Origin of the sequence: Pectobacterium atrosepticum (genome assembly GCA_019056595.1) — a bacterium.
Taxonomy (GTDB): domain Bacteria; phylum Pseudomonadota; class Gammaproteobacteria; order Enterobacterales; family Enterobacteriaceae; genus Pectobacterium; species Pectobacterium atrosepticum.
Window position 1 is genome coordinate 3,681,804 of sequence record CP036163.1, and the last position, 19,353, is coordinate 3,701,156.

Genomic DNA, 19,353 nt, shown 5'->3' on the forward strand with positions numbered 1-19,353 from the left:
TTCCTAAATTTATTCTATTGAGATCGAATATTCAGCTATTTCTCTCCCTGTTGTGTGACCCGTATCACTGGATGAAGGAATGTAAGCGGTGTAACTCGTTGCTTCATTATGCAGTAACTCATATTCTCTCTTTACAAAAAGTAAAGAAGGACTGCTCTGATGAAGATCAAGAATAAAGTATCTACCCTATTTGCAGTTTCATTTTTCACGCTGGGCTTATCGAGTCAAAGCTTGGCTGCTGACGTCACCGTATGGGCCTGGGATCCTAACTTCAATGTTGCGGCAATGCATGAAGCCTCATCGATATATAAAAAAGCTGACCCAAGTTTCAGCCTGAAAGTGATCGACTCGGGTAAAGAAGATATTGAACAGAAATTAAATACCATGTTGGCTTCTGGGGTTAAAAATGTTCTTCCTGATATTGTGCTTATAGAAGATTATAATGCACAGAAATACCTTCAGGCTTATCCTGATGCGTTTGTCCCATTGCAGGATGCCATCGATTATAGTCAGTTTGCGCCTTATAAAACGAAAGTGATGACGGTCGGGAATAAGATTTACGGTATTCCCTTTGATTCCGGCGTGGCAGGGATGTTCTATCGACTCGATTATCTGGAAGCTGCCGGATATAAAGAGAGTGATATGGTGAATATTACCTGGGATAAATACATTGAGATCGGCAAGAAAATAAAGGAAAAAACTGGCGTTGATATGCTGACCTACGATATGAACGATGTTGTTCTTCCTCATATTATGATGCAGTCCGGTGGAGAATGGTTCTTCGATAATCAAGGCCAAATTAATCTCACCAAAAACGCTGCATTGAAAGAAACGTTAAAAACGATTAAAGCGATTAACGACGCGAAAATTGCACGTCCTATTTCTGGCTGGTCGAGTTTTGTTGGCAGTTTTAATGCCGGAAAATCGGCGAGTGTGGTTTCCGGTGTATGGGTGATTGGCTCAATTAAAAGTGCCGACGATCAGAAAGGAAAATGGCGTGTTGCGCCGATTCCACGGTTAAATCTCGACAAAGCGGTGCGAGCATCTAATCAAGGTGGGTCGAGTTGGTATGTATTAAAGGGCGGCAAAAACACTCAACAGGCGATTGAATTCCTGAAAAAAACATTCGCGGCAGATAGTGATATGTATCAAACCCTTTTGGTTGATCGCGGCGCGCTTGCAACCTTCCTTCCTGCCACATCTGGCCCCGCTTATGCAGTAAAAGATCCGTTCTTTGGCGGGCAACCCGTGTTTGCTGATTTCTCTAAATGGGTGACTGAAATCCCGCAGGTATCCTATGGCATGTATACCCAGGAAGTTGATAACGCGATTGCCGCTGAAATACCCGCATTACTGAAAGGCGATTCTGTTGATGACGTTTTGAAACGCGCCGAAACTGCATTAAAAAATCAGATTATGCAGTAGTGAGTGTGAGCTTGGGGGCCGTGAGCCCCCAAGCACTTCTCTCCAGAAATATATGGTGTGATAATGATGTATAAACCTAAAATGAATAGGCTTTATAACATCAACGGCTGGGCTTTTGTCTCTATAGCTGTTGGGTTAATTGCCCTAATGACGATATATCCTATTTTCAAATCACTTTGGCTTTCCTTTCAGTCTGGCCGTGGAGTGGTGACGCAATTTGTCGGCATGGGAAATATCATTCGTTTATTTAATGATCCGATGTTTAAAACGGCGCTTTGGAATACGTTGACGTTTCTGGTGATCCAAGTGCCGATTATGATTTTGCTCTCATTAGCGATTTCTTCTTGCCTGAATTCGTCGCAGCTTAAATATCGCCAGTGGTTTAGAATAGCGATCTTTTTACCCTGTGTGACGTCGCTGGTTGCCTACTCGATTCTTTTTAAGAGTATGTTTGAACTGGATGGTGTGATTAATTCATTTTTGATGTTTATTCATGTTATTGACGATCCGATTCCGTGGCTCTCCGATCCTTTCTGGGCGAAGGTGACCATTATTATCGCGATCACATGGCGCTGGACGGGATACAATATGATCTTTTATCTTTCCGCCATGCAGAATATTGATAAATCGATTTATGAGGCCGCCAGAGTCGATGGCGTGAGTCCAATCAAGCAATTTATCTTTATCACCATACCATTATTGAAGCCGGTCATTCTTTTTACCAGTGTGACATCAACGATTGGCACACTACAGTTGTTTGATGAGGCCATGAATATCACGAACGGCGGCCCGGCAAATGCGACCCTGACATTATCACTTTATATTTATAATCTGTCGTTCAAATTTGTGCCTAATTTTGGTTATGCGGCAACGGTTTCGTACGTGATTGTCGTTTTTTCAGCAATATTAGCGCTGATTCAATTTAAAGCGGCACGGAAGGGATAATATGAGAAAAAGTAAAATTAACAGCATATTGATGCATGCTTTTCTCGTGTTGATGAGCATTTTCTCGCTTTTTCCGTTCTATTGGATGGTGGTATCCAGTACCAATAGCACCAGTCAAATCAACATGGGGAAATTTACGTTTGGCGATCAATTATTGGTCAATTTTACCAATCTGACGAGCCAGGTGGATCTCGCATTGATATTTTGGAATACATCAAAAATTGCACTAATCAGCACCGTATCGACGCTTGTGGTGTGCTCCATTGCGGGTTATGCATTTGAGATTTATTCCAGTAAACATCGCGAACGTGTCTATGTCACACTATTAGCGACGATGATGATTCCGTTTGCGGCGTTAATGATCCCACTCTTCACCATGTTTGGTAAGGCGGGGTTACTGGACACACACTTTGCCGTGATTATGCCGACGGTGGCAGGGGCATTTATTATTTTCTACTTTAGGCAATGTACTAAAACGTTTCCGAGAGAGTTAATCGATGCTGCCCGCGTGGAGAGCGTCGCAGAATGGAAAATTTTCCTGTATGTCTATGTGCCGATTATGCGAGCCAGCTATTCTGCTGCGTTTATCATTGTTTTCATGACGTCATGGAATGCTTTTCTCTGGCCACTTATTGTCCTCCAGTCTACTGAATTAAAGACGATTAATCTGGTGCTATCCAGCTTTGCTTCGGCCTATTCTCCAGACTTCGGGCTTATTATGGTGGGAACGGTTATTTCTACTCTTCCTAGTTTGCTTATCTTCTTCGCCATGCAAAAGCAATTTATTGCCAGTATGACGGGCGCAGTAAAGTAATACACGCGCAATGGAAAATTAAGTTTGAGGTTCAACATGGCTGATATTTTACTAAAGAATATAGTGAAGCGTTACGATAAAACTGAAACGATCCATCGTATTAATCTTGAGATTAATTCAGGCGAATTTGTGGTATTTGTTGGCCCGTCGGGGTGTGGTAAATCAACGTTACTGAGAATGATCGCGGGATTGGAAGAGATAACGGATGGCGAGATCCATATTGATAACCGCGTAGTTAACCATTGCGATCCCGCAGAGCGGGGGATTGCGATGGTGTTCCAGTCATATGCGTTGTACCCGCATATGACGGTGGCTGAAAATATGGGGTTTGGGTTGAGAATGAATGGGCATCCCAAAGCCGAAGTCGAGAAAATGGTGCGAAAGGCTGCGATGACGCTCCAGTTAGAAGCCTTGTTAGATCGGACACCGAAACAGCTATCTGGCGGCCAGCGTCAGCGCGTTGCAATTGGGCGGGCCATTGTGCGCGATCCTAAAGTGTTCTTATTCGATGAGCCCTTATCGAACCTTGACGCCGAATTACGCGTGGAAATGCGTTTACAAATTGCCCAGCTTCATCAGGAAATGCGTAATACCATGATTTATGTGACGCACGATCAAGTGGAAGCGATGACGTTGGCGGATAAAATCGTGGTGTTAAACAAAGGGGATATTGAGCAGGTCGGGACGCCGATGGAGCTATACCATAAGCCAGAAAATCTTTTTGTCGCCGGTTTTATCGGTTCGCCGAATATGAATTTTCTACCCGGTGAAGTGTTACAGGTTGAAGGAAATAAAGTGAGCATCTTGATCAATAAACTCACTACACTTTCCGTTAATCTTGCTAGCCGCGGATTGCACGCCGATCAGAAAATTACCGTGGGTATTCGCCCTGAGCACCTGAGTATTGATCCGCAGGGGGGAGATGTCAGCCTGTCGATCAATAGCGAAGTAACAGAAAGGCTGGGTAATGCCACGTATATTTTTGGTACTTACTCTGGCGTTAATCATTTCAAAGTACATTTGTCAGGTGACAATAGTATTGTGCCTTACTCAACGATTCCGCTCACATGTCGTAGTGAACATCTTCATTTTTTTGATGAAAATGGGAAAAGAATTAACTAACTATAAATAACTGGTTATATGGGGACCATTAATTCCATATAAAACGCTACGTTGACTCGGTGGAAAAGTCAGAAATTTAACTAAGCAGCCGTTCGTATTCACATCGGCTGCTTATTTTACTATGCGATATTTATTTTTATAAATATCGTCCTCTGTTTTTAATCTGTCCCTAGAAATACCATAAATAATTCGAGTTTCAGAAAGGCGGCAAGGGAAGGAATCCCGATGAGCTTACTCAAGTAAGTGATTCGGGCGAGTGAACGCAGCCAACGCACATGCAACTTGAAGTATGACGGGTATATTTACGTGATAAATACCATTTAAGAGTATCGACTCAAGGAGAAATGAATGAAAAAGAATAATTATTCAGGAATGATCTCTATATTGTTAATGCTATTTATAGGGTTCATGGCAGCCAATGTGGCGAAAGCAGCGCAGCCGTTTGCTTATGGTGCGGATATTGGTTGGGTAAAGCAATTGGAAGATCGGGGGGTGACCTGGCGTGACGATGCAGGAGCTCAGCGCGATGTATTACAGATATTGCGCGATCACGGCATAAACTCTGTGCGGCTACGCATTTTCGTTAATCCTGACCCCAGTGCACTATGGCATAAAGATAATACGACCTGGACGATGCTCGGTTATACGGATAAAACTCGCGTGGTGGATGCCGCTCAGCGTGCCAAAGCGATGGGAATGCGTGTCATGGTAGATTTCCACTACAGTGATGTTTTCGCGGATCCAGGTCATCAAATAAAGCCAGCGGCATGGGCGAGCTACAATATTAGCCAATTAACTACGGCCGTTTATAACCACACACATGAGGTGATGACTGCGCTCGTTTCCGCTGGCGTGACGCCGGAATGGGTGCAGGTTGGTAACGAAATGAACCCGGGGATTTTACTACCGGAAGGGAGCACAAGTCGGTTTGCTAATTTAACGCAGCTACTGAATGCAGGCTATGATGCGGTTAAAGCGGTCAGCCCTTCCTCTAAGGTGATTAGTCATTTGGCGCATGGGGATAATAATTCAAACTCTCGCTGGTTTTTTGACAATTTCCTCACCACGCACGGTGGAAAAACCGATGTGATTGGCTTTTCATTCTATCCCTACTGGGAGGGGAAAAATTATTGGGAACTCACCGGCGCACTGGCTAGCAACCTCAATGATATGGCGAGCCGCTATGGTAAGGAAGTCATGGTCGTTGAAGTCGGCGGTTTAGAGACGAATCCGACAGATAGCTATTGGACTATCAAGGATACGATTAATCTTGTTAAAGCGGTGCCGGGAAATAAAGGGATCGGGGTTTTTTATTGGGAACCTGCGGGTAATGCCAATGTGCTGCTGGATGGCTACGCATTAGGTGCGACGAGACAAGTTTCAGCTAATGTATTGCAATTTACCCGAGCTCTGGACGCGTTTGCCGAATCACAAATCAATTTTATCAACGGAACCCGCTATAAGATCGCTAATCGGCATAGTGGTAAATCGCTTAATGTCGTGAGCGGCTCACATGAGGATGGCGCATTTGTTGAACAATACAGTGACAGTAATTGGGATAGTCAGCGTTTTTATTTTAACGCGATTGGCAATGGTTACTTCAATCTGGTGAATGTTAATAGCGGAAAGTACATTGATATTGATTCCAGTGCCAATGAGGATGGTGCGCAAATTCTCCAAATGTATAACACCGGTCATTTTAGCCAACAGTGGCTAATTTTGGATGCTGGCGATGGCTATTATAAAATTATGAATAGGAACAGTGGGAAGCTTTTGGATATTAACAGTCGTTCAACAGAGAACGGTGCATCAGGTATTCAATGGCATGATAACGGGGGATGGAATCAGTTGTGGCAAATAACCGCTAATTGACGCTCGCTGGCCGCGTAATTTCTTTGCGTGGCCGCATTATCTCTTCAGGTAAGTGTGCCAAGTAGCGTAGCCAACACACCGTCAACTTGACGTATGACGGATATATAAGCGGGTACCGTTATATCGTGCTGAGTGTGAAACTTTCACGCCAGACCATGTCATAACCAATCTGTACGTGTTTCTTATAATGGCGTCCCGCCACCAGTTCTAAAAATAGATCGACGGCGGCTTCGCCCATTTCAGTGGGGTAGAGTCGCATTGTGGTCAGACTGGGGTTGAGGTGCTGTGCCATGGGGATATCATTCATTCCAATCACTTTTATTTGTCTGGGAATGGAAATGCCTTTCTCTTGAATCGCGCGGTACACGCCGATAGCGATAATGTCTGTCGCGGCGAACACAACATCGGGCCATTCTTTTTGTTGCAGCAACTCATTCATCGCCTGATAGCCGGATGCAATACAGAATAGCTGACTGACCTTACATCGTGATTCATGGTAGATACCGTATTTTTGGGTTATTTCTTGAAATACATGCAGCCGGCTCTCATTGTTCCCGATGAATGCAGGTCGCTCAGCACCGCTCTTAACAATGTAGTGTAATACTTCGCGTGCAGCCGCTTCCCGGTCAAAAATCACGGCATCACATTTTTTATTGAGGGGAGCCGAATCGATAAAAATCAGGTTTTTATTTAATGAATAGATTAAGGCGATGTCATCATCGCTAAAATGCCCTACGCAAATGATCGCCTGCGCCTGAGATAACGTATGACTATTGGATGATAAGTTTGTGGTGAATATATTTCGCAACGAAATAGCAAAATGGTGGCAGCGATTTTCAATGCCAATGCGCATTGCGGTAAAATAAGGATCGTTGAGTTCTTCAGAGGGCGTAAGAAAGTGGACGACGGCGAGATGTAATAAATTGTCGTTATCCATTTTAAAATGAGATCGTACAACAAGCGAGTTCTCTAACTTTTTTTTCTGCTGCTTGCGTTGTGTGGGCGATAAATAGGCCAACTCATGGGCAATGTTCTTGATGAGCTGGCGCTTTTCTTTGGTTACCGACAGACTGGGGTCGTTATTCAGCACGCGAGAAACTGTTGATGCTGCGACTCCGGCTTTTTGGGCAATATCTCTAATCGTTGTCACAAAAAATTTTCCATAATTTTTCTATGAAACTTATATTAGCCAATGATTAATTAATTTAACATCCTCATTATTCAAAAGTACGAGTAAATCGTCAGAAATCTGATGGTTGCCAATATCAATGACTATACCCACGTTATCACAGCACCGTTGAGAAAAAGGCCTGTGTACGGCGGTTTTGCGGGGCATCGAGTAGCTGTCTGGCTGGGCCAGTTTCGACAATTCTGCCATTTTCCATAAACACGATGTTATCGGCGATCTCACGGGCGAAACCGATCTCGTGTGTGACGATGACCATCGTAATACCGGAATGCGCCAGCTTTTTAATTACCTGAAGCACTTCGCCGACCAGTTCCGGGTCTAACGCCGAAGTCGGTTCGTCAAAGAGCATCACCTGGGGATTCATGGCGAGGGCGCGGGCAATCGCCACCCGCTGCTGTTGGCCACCGGAAAGCTGGTGCGGCCAATCGTCGGCTTTTTCTACGAGTCCAACCTGTCGCAGCAGCGAATACGCCTGATCGAACACCTCCTGCTGAGCGCGTTTTTTGACACGCAGCGGGGCATCGCTAACGTTTTGCAGCACGGTACGGTGAGGGAACAGGTTAAAGTGCTGAAATACCATACCAATCTTGCTGCGCTGGGCCGCGACCTGTTTGTCACTCAATTCATAGAGCCGATGGCCTTTCTGCCGATACCCGACCAGCGTGTCGCCAACGCAAATAGTGCCGCCATCGAGCTTTTCGAGGTGGTTAATACAGCGCAGCAGCGTTGATTTACCCGCGCCGGACGGACCCAGAATCGCAGTAACCGAACCCGCCTCCATCTGCAAATCGATGTCATCTAAAATCAGGTTTCCCGACAGGGATTTACGCACGTTCCGTAGTGTAATGGCCTCGCCCATAGTTGCGTTTCCTTCATGATTCATTGAGTGCATGACATTGTTCGCCAGTCGTTGATGCGTGATAGCCCGCCAGTTCAGGTGCTGGGGGATTCGCTGGGCTGTGGCCTGTTCGTTGGCTGAGCACGTTGGGTAAACCTTGCGGCACGCAGTTTGCGGCTTTTACCTGGCTTGTTGCGTTTGAGCGTTGAACGGCCGAAATAGCGTTCAATATAGTATTGGCCGACAGACAGCACGGAAGTCAGCAGCAGATACCAGATAGTGGCAACCAGCAGCAGCGGGATGACTTCATAGGTTCGCTGATAAATGATCTGTGCCGAGTACAACACATCCTGAAGTGAAATCACCGAAACCACCGCTGTGGTTTTCAGTTGGCCGATGACCTCATTACCCGCCGGAGGCAGGATGGCGCGCATCGCCTGCGGCAGAACGGTGTAGAAGAATATCTGCGGTTTACGGTACCCCAATGCTCTGGCGGCTTCCAACTGACCGGGGTTGACGCTCTGAATACCTGCGCGAACAATCTCCGCCGCATACGCAGATTGATGCATAACCAGCGCCAGCACGGCGGCATTAAACGGGCTGATGAGCGTATTGCCAGGAACGCTGAAAACCTCGCCGAAGAATGGCAGCGAGAGTGAAATCGTCGGGTAGAGCGCTGCAATGTTGTACCAAAGAAACAGCTGTACCAGCGTGGGGACGCCACGGAAAAACCAGGTGTAGCCGCAACTGACTGCCACCAGCACGGGGTTGCTGGATAGGCGCATCAGCGCCAGTATCGTGCCGCCGCCAAAGCCTAACACCACCGACATTGCGGTCAGTTTCAGCGTCATGATGACGCCCTGAAGAATGGAGTCTTCCGTAAAACTGTCCACAACGACCCGCCATTCAAAGCGGGGGTTGTTCAGCACAGAATGGGCGATAGCGCCCAATAGCAACAGAACCAGCAGGGCGCTGAGCCAGCGCCCGTAGTGTCGGTTGGCGACGATATGCAGTTCCTGATGTGGTGAGGGGAGACTCATCCGAAGATCTCTGCGTTACGTTTCGCCTCTGGGACCGCGCCGTAGCCGATATCCCACTTATCCAAAATCTTCTGATAGGTGCCGTCTTTAATCAGCGAGTTCAATGCGGCCTGAACGGCGTCTTCCAGAGCCGAATCTTTAGGAAACGCAATAGAGACTGGCGCATCGTTGACGGCGATATCACCGCTGATGGCTAGCCGTTTGACTTGACTCACCTGATAGCGTAACCCTTCATAAGGGCCGAAGAACAGCGGGACACGTCCACTGATCACCGCCTGTACGCCGGATGGACGATCGGGGAAGATCGCAATTTTGATCGCGTCTTTCTGTTCTGCAACGCACTGCTTGTCGGCTTCTTGCAAGCGCAGTAGCTGAGTCGTACCGGCCCCTGCACCAATGTCTTTACCGCACAGTACGCTGAGGGAGGTAAATGGCGCGACGTTAGCGTCTTTAAGGGAAATGATGGCCAGTTTTGACGCGTTGAAATAGCCGATGAAGTCGATCTGCTCAAGGCGCTTGGGTGTTGCATTGATATTCGACAGTGCCACATCGTAACGGCCTGATTTTAAACCGGGAATAATATTGTCGAACCCACCGGTATCGTGCCAGTTCACCGGTACGCCCAGCCGGTCGCCAATAGCGTTCATGATATCGATCTCGCGGCCTGCCAGCGTTTTATTATCTTCCTGATAAAAGGTGGTTGGCGGCGTATTGGGATTGGTGCCTGCAACGATAAATCCTTTTTGCAGGACGGCATCTGGCACTTTGGCTTTTAAGGCTGCATCGGGCTGTATCTGAAAGGTGCGAGTCGTGGGGACGTTTTGATCGGCAGAGAAGGCAGGCGGTAATACGGCAAGCATCAGTAATGGAAAGGCAAACAGATTTTTTTTCATTATCTTTACCCAGATTAATTGGCATGTCTTTTTCATCGGACATGGAAAAATAAATGCATTTCTCTTATCAAAAGAAAAGGGACTGATGCGGTATGTGATTTGCCAAACGGCATTTTTTGACACCTTTCTCTTTTAATCTTCAGAGTAAAACCGGACAAATAAAAAAAGGTTATAAGTTATAAACTGGCGGTTTTGTTACGTTTTTTTTTGCAAAAAAAAGTGGGTGAGGTGTTTTTTATCTTTAATAAACATATTGATAGAAGATGTTTTATTGTTCACGCTTCGGAATGAAGACTAAAGAAGAAATATCGCAAAGCAAAGGTGAACCGCAGATATACCCGATACACTGCCAGATGGTAATGGCCGAGAATTTACCCAACTGCGGCGTTTCATCTGGTGAGTGGGTAGGACTTACTCTTGCGGGGCGATGCGAACGATATGAATCATCAGGTACAGCATTTCATCGTTAGAAATGTCGATATTGAGCAGGTTGTGAATATAGTCTTTGATCAGTCGGCTGCATTTATAGGCATCAGGATACTCTTTGGTGACCTGATCAAAAATAAAGTCATCACTTGAATGGATTAGGGTGTTTTCCAACAGGCGCTGGATAAAGAATTGCATGTGCGTCAGGAAGCGTGAGTAATTAATCGATTCTTTATCAATCACGATATGGAAGTTGTACTGGATGATATTAAAGATATCTTTCAGCATCTTGACCGACTGGAGCGTGTTCTCCATATTCTGGACGTCGGTTTGCGCGTTGACTAAATGAAACGCGATATTGCCCGCTTCCTCTTCTGGCAATTCCAGCTTCATCTGCTGGTTAATGTCGTTGAGCGCCCGCGAAGCAATCGCAAATTCCTGCGGGTAGAACCGCTTTACCTCATAAAGCAGACGATTTTGTATGCTGATGCCTTTGCGATAACGCTCAATCGCAAAGCTGATATGGTCGATCAGCGTAAAAAAGACCTGTTCGCTCAAGCGGCCATGAAGTTGCCGGTTCGCATCATCAATAATCTTATTCACGATGTGAACATATTCTTCCCCGACGTGCTCAATCAAACGGGCAAATTCGCGTGGTGATGGGCCACCTTTGAGAATAAAGGTTTTCTCAATTTTGGCTGGATCGAGAATATCTCCAGTCTTGCTGTTAAAGCCGATCCCTTTCCCCATGACAATGATTTCGTTGTTATCTGCATCAGAAGATAACACCAGGCTATTGTTCAGTATTTTTATTGCTTTTATCGGTTCAGCCATCATGCGTTTCTTGAGTGATATCAGTGGGAACGTCAGTGAAATAATAACCCATTTCTTCTCTTTCATGTTGCGGGTGATTGTCCCGCAACATGAGTCATGCAGAGTAGGGCTTATCCCCGTTTTAACGCGGTGTTCTAGGGCGTCAGTATTAGGGCTCGCGGGGAAATAACCGCGTGCCATTTGATTCTATGACACCCTGATACCAGTAAAAACTTTTCTTTTTGATACGGCGTAGATCTTTCAGATCGAATTCATCGCGGTTCACATAAATAAACCCGTAGCGCTTACCGTAACCCTGATGAGTGCTGACCACATCGATCGCCGACCACGGACAATAGCCAATCAGATCAACCCCATCGCTGATGGCGAGCTGCATTTGTTCAATATGACGGGCAATAAAATCGATACGGTATTGATCGTTGATTGTACCGTCAGCTTCAAGTTTATCCGGCGCGCCCATACCGTTTTCCGTAATCAGTATCGGCAGATGATAGCGCTCGTAGGTTTTACGTAATGTTAAGCGCAGGCCAATGGGATCGATGACCCAGCCATAGGGCGTTTTATCAACGTGCGGATTTTCCGCCGCGCGATAGACGCCGGGTTCACCCAGCATGATTTGCTGATCGCCCGCGCGGGCGCTGACGTCCGATGCATCGCCTTTGCTAGCGGCAATGGTGGCGGTGGAATAGTAGTTGATCGCCACGTAGTCAGGTTTTCCTGACTGTAGGATCTCGTCATCGCCGGGTAATGTCTCCGGTGCCAAACCGCGATCTTCCAGATAACGCCAGGCTAGCGCGTTGTAGCGGCCATGCACGGCGACATCCAAAAAGCTCCAGCAGCGCAGCGTTTCCCAGTTGTGCGCGGCGATAGCGTCTTCCGGTTTGCTGGTGGCCTGATACATCGAGGTAGTGTTGATCGCCGGGCCAATCAAACCGTTGGGCGCGAGTTCATGACACAACGCCATGACCTGCGCCTGCGCCAGCATCATGTGGTGGTTCTGCTGATACAGCGCTTTTTTGGATGGTAAAACGCCACCTTCCGGTAAGCCAATCGCGCCGGGATGCAGAATCATGGTGTTCTGCTCATTAATTGTTAGCCAGTATTTAACCTTGTCGCCGAAATGTGTAAACAGCGTGCGAGCGTAGTGAACAAAGGCATCAATCGTGGCGCGATTTTGCCAGCCACCTTGAGCTTCCAGACAATAAGGCAAATCGAAATGGTAGAGCGTGACGACCGGTTCGATACCGTGCGCGTTCAGCTCATCAATTAGCTCGTTGTAAAACGCGATGCCCAGTGGATTTACGTCACCGGTGCCGTTGGGGAGAATACGCGTCCAGGCGATAGAGAAACGGTAAGCCTTCAATCCCAGCTCCGCAAAAAGTTGCACATCGTCTTTAAACCGATGGTAGTGATCGCTGGCTACGGTGAAATCAGCGGTGTTTTCCGGGTGCTGACACTTATCAATGATCGACGGGCTTTTCCCATCGGCCTGCCAGCCACCTTCAACCTGATAAGCCGATGTCGACGCTCCCCACAGAAAGCCTGCTGGGAAATGTTTTTGCTGTTGATAGTGCATATTTTCTCTCACACCTAGGAAGATGGTAAGGCATTGGGTAGAGCACCCAATACCTTTATGGGCGATCAGGCGTTCACGTTAATGATGGTATCCATCGGTGCGATCGGCTGTGGCACGGTGCAGACGACGCTAGCGTACTCATCGCTGTTGATGATCACGACTGGCGTAATCGGGTCATAGCCCAAACGCGTTATCTCATGCAGATCGAAGCTAATTAACCTGTCGCCCGCGGTGACACGGTCGCCCGGTTTGATGTAGCCGGTAAAGTGCTTGCCGTTGAGGTTCACCGTATCGAGGCCGACATGAATCAGTAATTCCAGACCGCTATCCGTGCGGATACCGACGGCATGTTTGGACTCAAGGAATGTGATGATTTCGCCACTGACGGGCGCGACCACTTCACCGTTGTCAGGAATAATCGCAACGCCTTGCCCCAGTAATCCCTGTGAGAATACGTCATCGTTGATGTCGCTCAGCGCGACCAGCTTGCCGGACAGCGGGCTGAGAATCGTTTGCGGTTCAGCGTGGTTTTCTGTGGCCTGTGATTTTTGTGTGGTATTAGCTGCTGGTGCAGATTGGCGCGCGTCTGATTGGGTCGAGTCGGTTTGGGCATTGTCAGTTTCATCCACCGGATCGTCGAATCCCATAATCCAGGTGAGCGCAAACGTGACGACGATTGCAATGGCGCAGGTGATCAGCGCATGTACGATGTTCATCGGGTTTTCGCCAATAAAGGCAGGCAGCGCTGCCAGTCCCGGTGAGACGAAGGCGTAGCGAACCAGACCCGCTAAACCGGCATAGATGCCCGCGCAGCCCCCGCCAATCATGGCGGCAATCAGCGGTTTCTTCAGTTTCAGCGTTACCCCGTATAAAGAAGGCTCGGTGATACCCAGCAGGGCAGTGAAGCCCGCAGAAGAAGCTAACTGTTTCAGGTTTTTGTTCTTGGTTTTAAACGCAACGCACAGTGTGGCGGCACCCTGAGCAATATTGGAAGCCAGCATGCCGGGACCGTTAATCATCTCGAAACCGTTGCGGGTAAGCTGCGAGGTAGCAATCGGCGTCATCGCCCAGGCCGTACCGGTGATCACCAGGAACGGTTGCAGTCCACCCATCAACATCGGAATGAGCCAGCTTGCCTTTCCGTCAATGATAGCGGCACCGCTGGCGACTAAATCGTTGAGGAAAATACCGAAAGGCCCAATCACTACCAGCGCCAACGGTGCGGTAAACAGCAGCACGATCATTGGCTTGGTGAAAAAGGTGATCATCGAGGGCGAAATTTTTTCAGCGAAGCGCTCGATGTAGGACATGATCCACACGGTGAGGATGATCGGTAACACCGATCCGGCATAGTCTGCCAGCCGTACTGGAATACCGATAAAGCTGATCGGCCCGCCTGATGCCAGCAACTGAGCCAGATTTGGGTGCAGCAAGGCGCCCGCAATCGTCATCGCCAGAATCGGGTTACAGGCGAACTTGATGGAGGCACCGTAGGCCAGCAGCACGGGCAGGAAGAAGAAAGCCGCATCGGAGATAGTATCCAGCAGGCGATAGGTCGTGCTGTCGGCGGAAATTAATCCGGTCAGTTTGAGGATCGCCAGCAGCGCTTTGATCATCCCCGCACCGGTAATCGCCGGGATGACAGGAGTGAAGGTGGTGGATATTACGCTGATGATTTGCGAGAAAATGCCGCCTTTCTTCTGCTGCTTGTTTTTATCAGAAGTGCGCTGGCCGTTCATTTCGCCGATCTCATTCAAAATCGCCCGGTAGGTGATTTGAACATCGTTGCCGATCACCACCTGAAACTGACCGCCGCGATCTACGACGCTGATGACGCCGGGAAGTTTGGCAATCGCTTCTGCCTGTACCGCATGGCTATCGTTGAACTCAAAACGTAAACGAGTGGCGCAGTGGGTCAGTTTGCTGACATTCTGCTTGCCGCCGCTCAACGCGAGTATGTCGACCCCAAGTTTTTGATAATTCATTTTTTGATAATTCATAGTTTCACCCTGTGTTGACGCCAATTAGGCCAAAAAAAAAGACCAAAATAAAAATGCACCTCTTAAAAAGAGGAAATGCATTTTTACTTTGGTCTTGCCTGCCGTAGCAGTAGCACGCCGCGATAAAAATAGGCTGGTGCAACGTGTTGTGTTGCGCCGCAATATCAGCATGCGGCGCCAGAGTCATGCAATGTACTCAGGTGAATTAATTGATCTGGATCACAAACAATATCGCCGTTTGCGATCCTTTTGCGCGGAATATCGCAGTCTTACTTCGCTGCAATATGGCTCCATCACAATATTACTTCAGCAGCGCCTGCGCTTTTTCGACCACGTTATCGACAGTGAAGCCGAATGCTTCGAACAGCAGTTCAGCCGGAGCCGATTCGCCGAAGCTCGTCATACCGACAATTGCGCCGTTCAGGCCGACATACTTGAACCAGTAGTCTGCAATACCCGCTTCAATGGCTACGCGCGCCGATACCGCTTTCGGCAGCACCGCTTCACGGTAGGCGGCGTCCTGCTTGTCGAACGCATCCGTTGACGGCATCGACACCACGCGCACCTTGCGGCCGGCGGCAGTCAGCTTGTCATACGCACCGACAGCCAGTTCGACTTCAGAACCGGTGGCAATCAGGATGAGTTCCGGCTGGCCGTCGCTGTCTTTCAGCACGTACCCGCCTTTCACCACGTTCGCCAGTTGTTCTGCGGTACGCGTCTGCTGCGCCAGATTCTGACGCGACAGGATAAGTGACATCGGACCGTCCTGACGCTCGATGGCATATTTCCACGCCACCGCCGTTTCCACCTGGTCTGCCGGACGCCAGTTGCTCATGTTCGGCGTTACGCGCAGGCTGGCCAGCTGTTCAACCGGCTGGTGCGTCGGGCCGTCTTCCCCCAGACCGATGGAGTCGTGGGTGTAAACGTAGATGCTGCGGATTTTCATCAGCGCGGCCATACGCACGGCGTTACGCGCGTATTCCACAAACATCAGGAAAGTCGCGGTATACGGCACAAAGCCACCGTGCAGCGCAATCCCGTTGGCAATGGCGGTCATACCGAACTCGCGCACACCGTAGTGGATATAGTTACCCGCGTGGTCTTTATCCAGCGATACCGAGCCGGACCAGATGGTCAGGTTGCTCGGCGCCAGGTCGGCAGAGCCGCCAAGGAATTCCGGCAGCAGTTTGCCATAGGCTTCCAGCGCGTTCTGTGAGGCTTTACGGCTGGCGATTTTCGCCGGATTAGCCTGCAAATCCTCGATGAATTTCTGTGCATCGGCCTGCCAGCTGGTCGGCAGTTCACCACCGGTACGGCGTGTGAATTCAGCAGCCAGTTCAGGGTACGCGCTGGCGTAGGCGGCAAACGCCTCATCCCAGGCCGCTTCCTTACGCTGACCGGCCGGTTTGGCGTCCCAGGCGGCATAGATATCCGCCGGAATATCAAACGGCGCGTGCGTCCAGCCCAGCTGTTCGCGGGAAGCCGCGACTTCCGCCTCGCCCAATGGCGCACCGTGCGAGTCGTGCGTGCCGGCCTTGTTCGGTGAACCGAAGCCAATCACGGTTTTGCACATCAGCAGCGACGGTTTGTCGGTCACCAGCTGTGCTTCGCCGATGGCGCGCTTGATGGCATCCGCATCGTGACCGTCCACGCCGCGCACCACATGCCAGCCGTAGGCTTCAAAGCGGGCGGCAGTATCGTCGGTAAACCAGCCTTCTACGTGGCCGTCGATGGAAATACCGTTGTCATCATAAAACGCGGTCAGTTTGCCGAGCTTCATGGTGCCTGCCAGCGAGCAGACTTCGTGAGAAATCCCTTCCATCATGCAGCCGTCACCGAGGAAGGTGTAGGTGTGATGGTTAACAATCTCGTGGCCCGGGCGGTTGAACTGCGCCGCCAGCGTGCGTTCGGCAATCGCCATCCCGACCGCGTTGGCAACACCCTGACCCAGCGGGCCGGTGGTGGTTTCAACGCCGGCGGTGTAGCCGTATTCAGGGTGACCCGGAGTTTTGGAATGCATCTGACGGAAGTTTTTCAGTTCTTTAATCGGCAGGTCGTAGCCGGAGAGGTGCAACAGGCTGTAAATCAGCATGGACGCATGACCGTTGGACAGCACGAAGCGGTCGCGGTTGGCCCAGTTGGGATTGGCCGGATTATGGTTAAGATAATCACGCCACAGCACTTCGGCGATATCGGCCATGCCCATCGGTGCGCCCGGGTGACCGGATTTGGCTTTCTGCACCCCATCCATGCTCAACGCGCGGATAGCATTGGCAAGTTCTTTACGAGAGGACATGCTTGACTCCAAAAGTTACAGCTTGGCCGCCAGCAGCGCTTCCAGCTTTTGTTGATCGGCGGCGAACAGGCGAATGCCTTCCGCCAGTTTATCGACAGCCATCGCATCCTGATGGTGTTCCCAGCGGAATTCGGCTTCAGACAGCGGTGAAGGGGGATGGAATGCTTCGGTGGACGGTGTCAATTGGCGTTCGACAGGATCACTGCTATTTTTCAACTGCTCCAGCAGCGCAGGGGAAATCGTCAGACGATCGCATCCCGCCAGTGCCAAAATTTGTTCCACTTTGCGGAAGCTGGCACCCATGATCACGGTTTGGTAGCGGTGGCGTTTGTAATAATCATAGATATCACGCACGGAGATCACGCCGGGATCGCTTTCGGCCTGATAATCGCTGGTGGGCTGTTTTTCCTGATACCAGTCATAAATCCGGCCCACAAACGGCGAGATCAGGAAGACGCCCGCTTCGGCGCAGGCACGCGCCTGAGCAAAAGAGAATAGCAGCGTCAGGTTGCAGTTAATCCCTTCTTTCTCCAGCTCTTCAGCCGCGCGAATGCCTTCCCAAGTGGCGGCGAGTTTGATCAGGATGCGCGAGCGTGGAATGTCTTTTTCCTGATACATCCCAATAAGTTTACGGGCTTTGGCGACGCACATCCCGCGATCGAACGAGAGGCGGGCATCCACTTCGGTGGAGATGCGGCCGGGAATACTTTTCAGTACTTCTGCGCCGATGTTCACCGCCAGTCGGTCGCTGGCGTTGATGAGCCGCGTTTCCGGGCTACCGCCTTGCAGGTTAGCATAGGCAATCGCGTCATCAAAGAGCGGTTGGTATTGGGGCAGGGTGGCTGCTTTCAGAATCAGAGACGGATTCGTGGTGGCATCTTGTGGTGAAAATTGGCGAATGGAGTCGATATCGCCGCTATCGGCGACCACTACGGTAAACTGCTTAAGGGCTTCTAATTGATTCATGATTGAGCTCCTTGATGTAAATAGAGAAATGGCATGCGCAAAACAGAGCTAACACACTGCACCATGAGGTCGTGGAATAATATGCGCTTTTTCCGATTGCTGCGGTTGGACTCTCTCGACTGAACCCATATTCGGCTGAATGAACAATAAGACTGACGGCCAGTCAGTCTGGGGATAACTGCGGGCCGTCAGACAGGATTACTGGTGTTTTTCCTGATGTTCGTAGTAGCCGATTTTCTCGACTTTTGGCGCGGAGCCGCCACCTTCAAACTCGGCATCCAGCCAGGCGCCAATAATCTCTTTTGCCAGTTCGGGACCGATAACCCGCGCACCCAGTGCGATGACCTGCGCATTGTTACTTTTTCTGGCCCGCTGAGCGGAATAGGTGTCATGGCACTGAGCGGCACGAATGCCGTTGACCTTGTTAGCCACGATACACATGCCGATCCCGGTGCCGCATAACAGGATCCCACGATGGTGCTTACCATCTTTAATCGCGTGCGCCAGCGTGTAGGCAACATCGGGGTAGATCGGATTTTCCCCGCTGGGATCGTAGCTGTAGTCGGTCACCGTCAGCCCTTTCTGCTGTAAATAATCAGTAATCGTGTTTTTCAGATCAATCGCGGCGCTGTCTGCACCAATTGCAATCGAGAGCATATCTATCTCCTGCCTGGCTGAGGGTCAAAGTGAGCCTGATATGTCGCTTTCGTTAGGTTGTTTATAAAAACATGAATAAACAAACACTAACGAGAATCTCTCTGCCTGATTCCGTACATTTCCGGCCTTTTCATGGCTAAACATATACCGCTTCTTTCAAATGTTCAACGTGTGATTATTTGTTTTTTGTTTTGTCAGGGAAGATAAAGCGATAAAAAGAGTGGCTCTGGTCACTTTTACGCCTTTTATGGCGGTATTTTACCTTTTTGATACATATTTAGATCATGCTCACAATTTTTAAACAGAGAGATAGGCAAAAGATCGGGGCGAATATATCGTTCATATGTTCATTGAGTGTGTTAATGATCTGAATCTTTTAGAGGGCATAACAATGTGTCAGACCTGTATGCAAACCATAAAAAAGACAATAAACAATAAAGGTCACACCGGGTATCGAATG

15 protein-coding genes are annotated in these 19,353 nt (G+C 49.1%); 5 read left to right on the forward strand and 10 right to left on the reverse strand.

Translation table 11 applies throughout. The features are described 5' to 3' along the window. Window positions 1-159 precede the first annotated feature (159 nt). The 5 genes from DCX48_17460 to DCX48_17480 all read left to right on the forward strand — a co-directional run bounded on the left by DCX48_17460 (window position 160) and on the right by DCX48_17480 (window position 6,178). Window positions 160-1,425, forward strand: a complete 1,266-nt coding sequence (locus DCX48_17460; GenBank protein ID QXE16141.1) for an extracellular solute-binding protein — start codon at window positions 160-162, stop codon at window positions 1,423-1,425. A 63-nt stretch (window positions 1,426-1,488) separates the two neighbouring features. Then, entirely contained in the window at window positions 1,489-2,370 is an 882-nt protein-coding gene (locus tag DCX48_17465) for a sugar ABC transporter permease (protein QXE16142.1), read from the forward strand. Window position 2,371: 1 nt separating this feature from the next. Further along, entirely contained in the window at window positions 2,372-3,184 is an 813-nt protein-coding gene (locus tag DCX48_17470) for a carbohydrate ABC transporter permease (protein ID QXE16143.1), read from the forward strand. Window positions 3,185-3,220: 36 nt separating this feature from the next. Next, a complete protein-coding gene (gene ugpC, locus DCX48_17475) occupies window positions 3,221-4,306 on the forward strand; it encodes a sn-glycerol-3-phosphate ABC transporter ATP-binding protein UgpC (GenBank protein ID QXE16144.1) in 1,086 nt (361 codons plus the stop codon). A gap of 348 nt (window positions 4,307-4,654) precedes the next feature. Further along, window positions 4,655-6,178, forward strand: a complete 1,524-nt coding sequence (locus DCX48_17480) for an exotoxin (protein ID QXE16145.1) — start codon at window positions 4,655-4,657, stop codon at window positions 6,176-6,178. 118 nt (window positions 6,179-6,296) lie between these two features. Here the strand turns inward: DCX48_17480 and DCX48_17485 are convergent, their stop codons facing one another. The 10 genes from DCX48_17485 to rpiB form a co-directional block, all read right to left on the reverse strand. Further along, a complete protein-coding gene (locus DCX48_17485; GenBank protein QXE16146.1) occupies window positions 6,297-7,328 on the reverse strand; it encodes a LacI family DNA-binding transcriptional regulator in 1,032 nt (343 codons plus the stop codon). Window positions 7,329-7,464: 136 nt separating this feature from the next. Beyond that, window positions 7,465-8,226, reverse strand: a complete 762-nt coding sequence (locus tag DCX48_17490) for an amino acid ABC transporter ATP-binding protein (protein QXE16147.1) — start codon at window positions 8,224-8,226, stop codon at window positions 7,465-7,467. 74 nt (window positions 8,227-8,300) lie between these two features. Further along, the gene (locus DCX48_17495) at window positions 8,301-9,245 is read right to left on the reverse strand and encodes an amino acid ABC transporter permease (protein QXE16148.1); all 945 of its coding nucleotides are present in this window, start codon (window positions 9,243-9,245) and stop codon (window positions 8,301-8,303) included. Next, on the reverse strand, window positions 9,242-10,138 hold the full coding sequence (locus tag DCX48_17500) for an ABC transporter substrate-binding protein (GenBank protein QXE16149.1): 897 nt from the start codon (window positions 10,136-10,138) through the stop codon (window positions 9,242-9,244). The genes DCX48_17495 and DCX48_17500 overlap by 4 nt, the downstream gene beginning before the upstream one ends. A 411-nt stretch (window positions 10,139-10,549) precedes the next feature. Then, the gene (locus tag DCX48_17505) at window positions 10,550-11,398 is read right to left on the reverse strand and encodes a PRD domain-containing protein (GenBank protein ID QXE17288.1); all 849 of its coding nucleotides are present in this window, start codon (window positions 11,396-11,398) and stop codon (window positions 10,550-10,552) included. Between the two features lie 148 nt (window positions 11,399-11,546). Then, a complete protein-coding gene (locus tag DCX48_17510; GenBank protein QXE16150.1) occupies window positions 11,547-12,974 on the reverse strand; it encodes a glycoside hydrolase family 1 protein in 1,428 nt (475 codons plus the stop codon). Window positions 12,975-13,039: 65 nt separating this feature from the next. Continuing rightward, entirely contained in the window at window positions 13,040-14,959 is a 1,920-nt protein-coding gene (locus DCX48_17515; GenBank protein QXE17289.1) for a PTS beta-glucoside transporter subunit EIIBCA, read from the reverse strand. 316 nt (window positions 14,960-15,275) lie between these two features. After that, window positions 15,276-17,270, reverse strand: coding sequence for a transketolase (tkt, locus tag DCX48_17520; GenBank protein QXE16151.1), 1,995 nt, complete (start codon window positions 17,268-17,270; stop codon window positions 15,276-15,278). Between the two features lie 15 nt (window positions 17,271-17,285). Further along, window positions 17,286-18,236, reverse strand: a complete 951-nt coding sequence (tal, locus tag DCX48_17525; GenBank protein QXE16152.1) for a transaldolase — start codon at window positions 18,234-18,236, stop codon at window positions 17,286-17,288. A gap of 198 nt (window positions 18,237-18,434) precedes the next feature. Continuing rightward, on the reverse strand, window positions 18,435-18,893 hold the full coding sequence (rpiB, locus tag DCX48_17530) for a ribose 5-phosphate isomerase B (GenBank protein ID QXE16153.1): 459 nt from the start codon (window positions 18,891-18,893) through the stop codon (window positions 18,435-18,437). Window positions 18,894-19,353 lie beyond the last annotated feature (460 nt).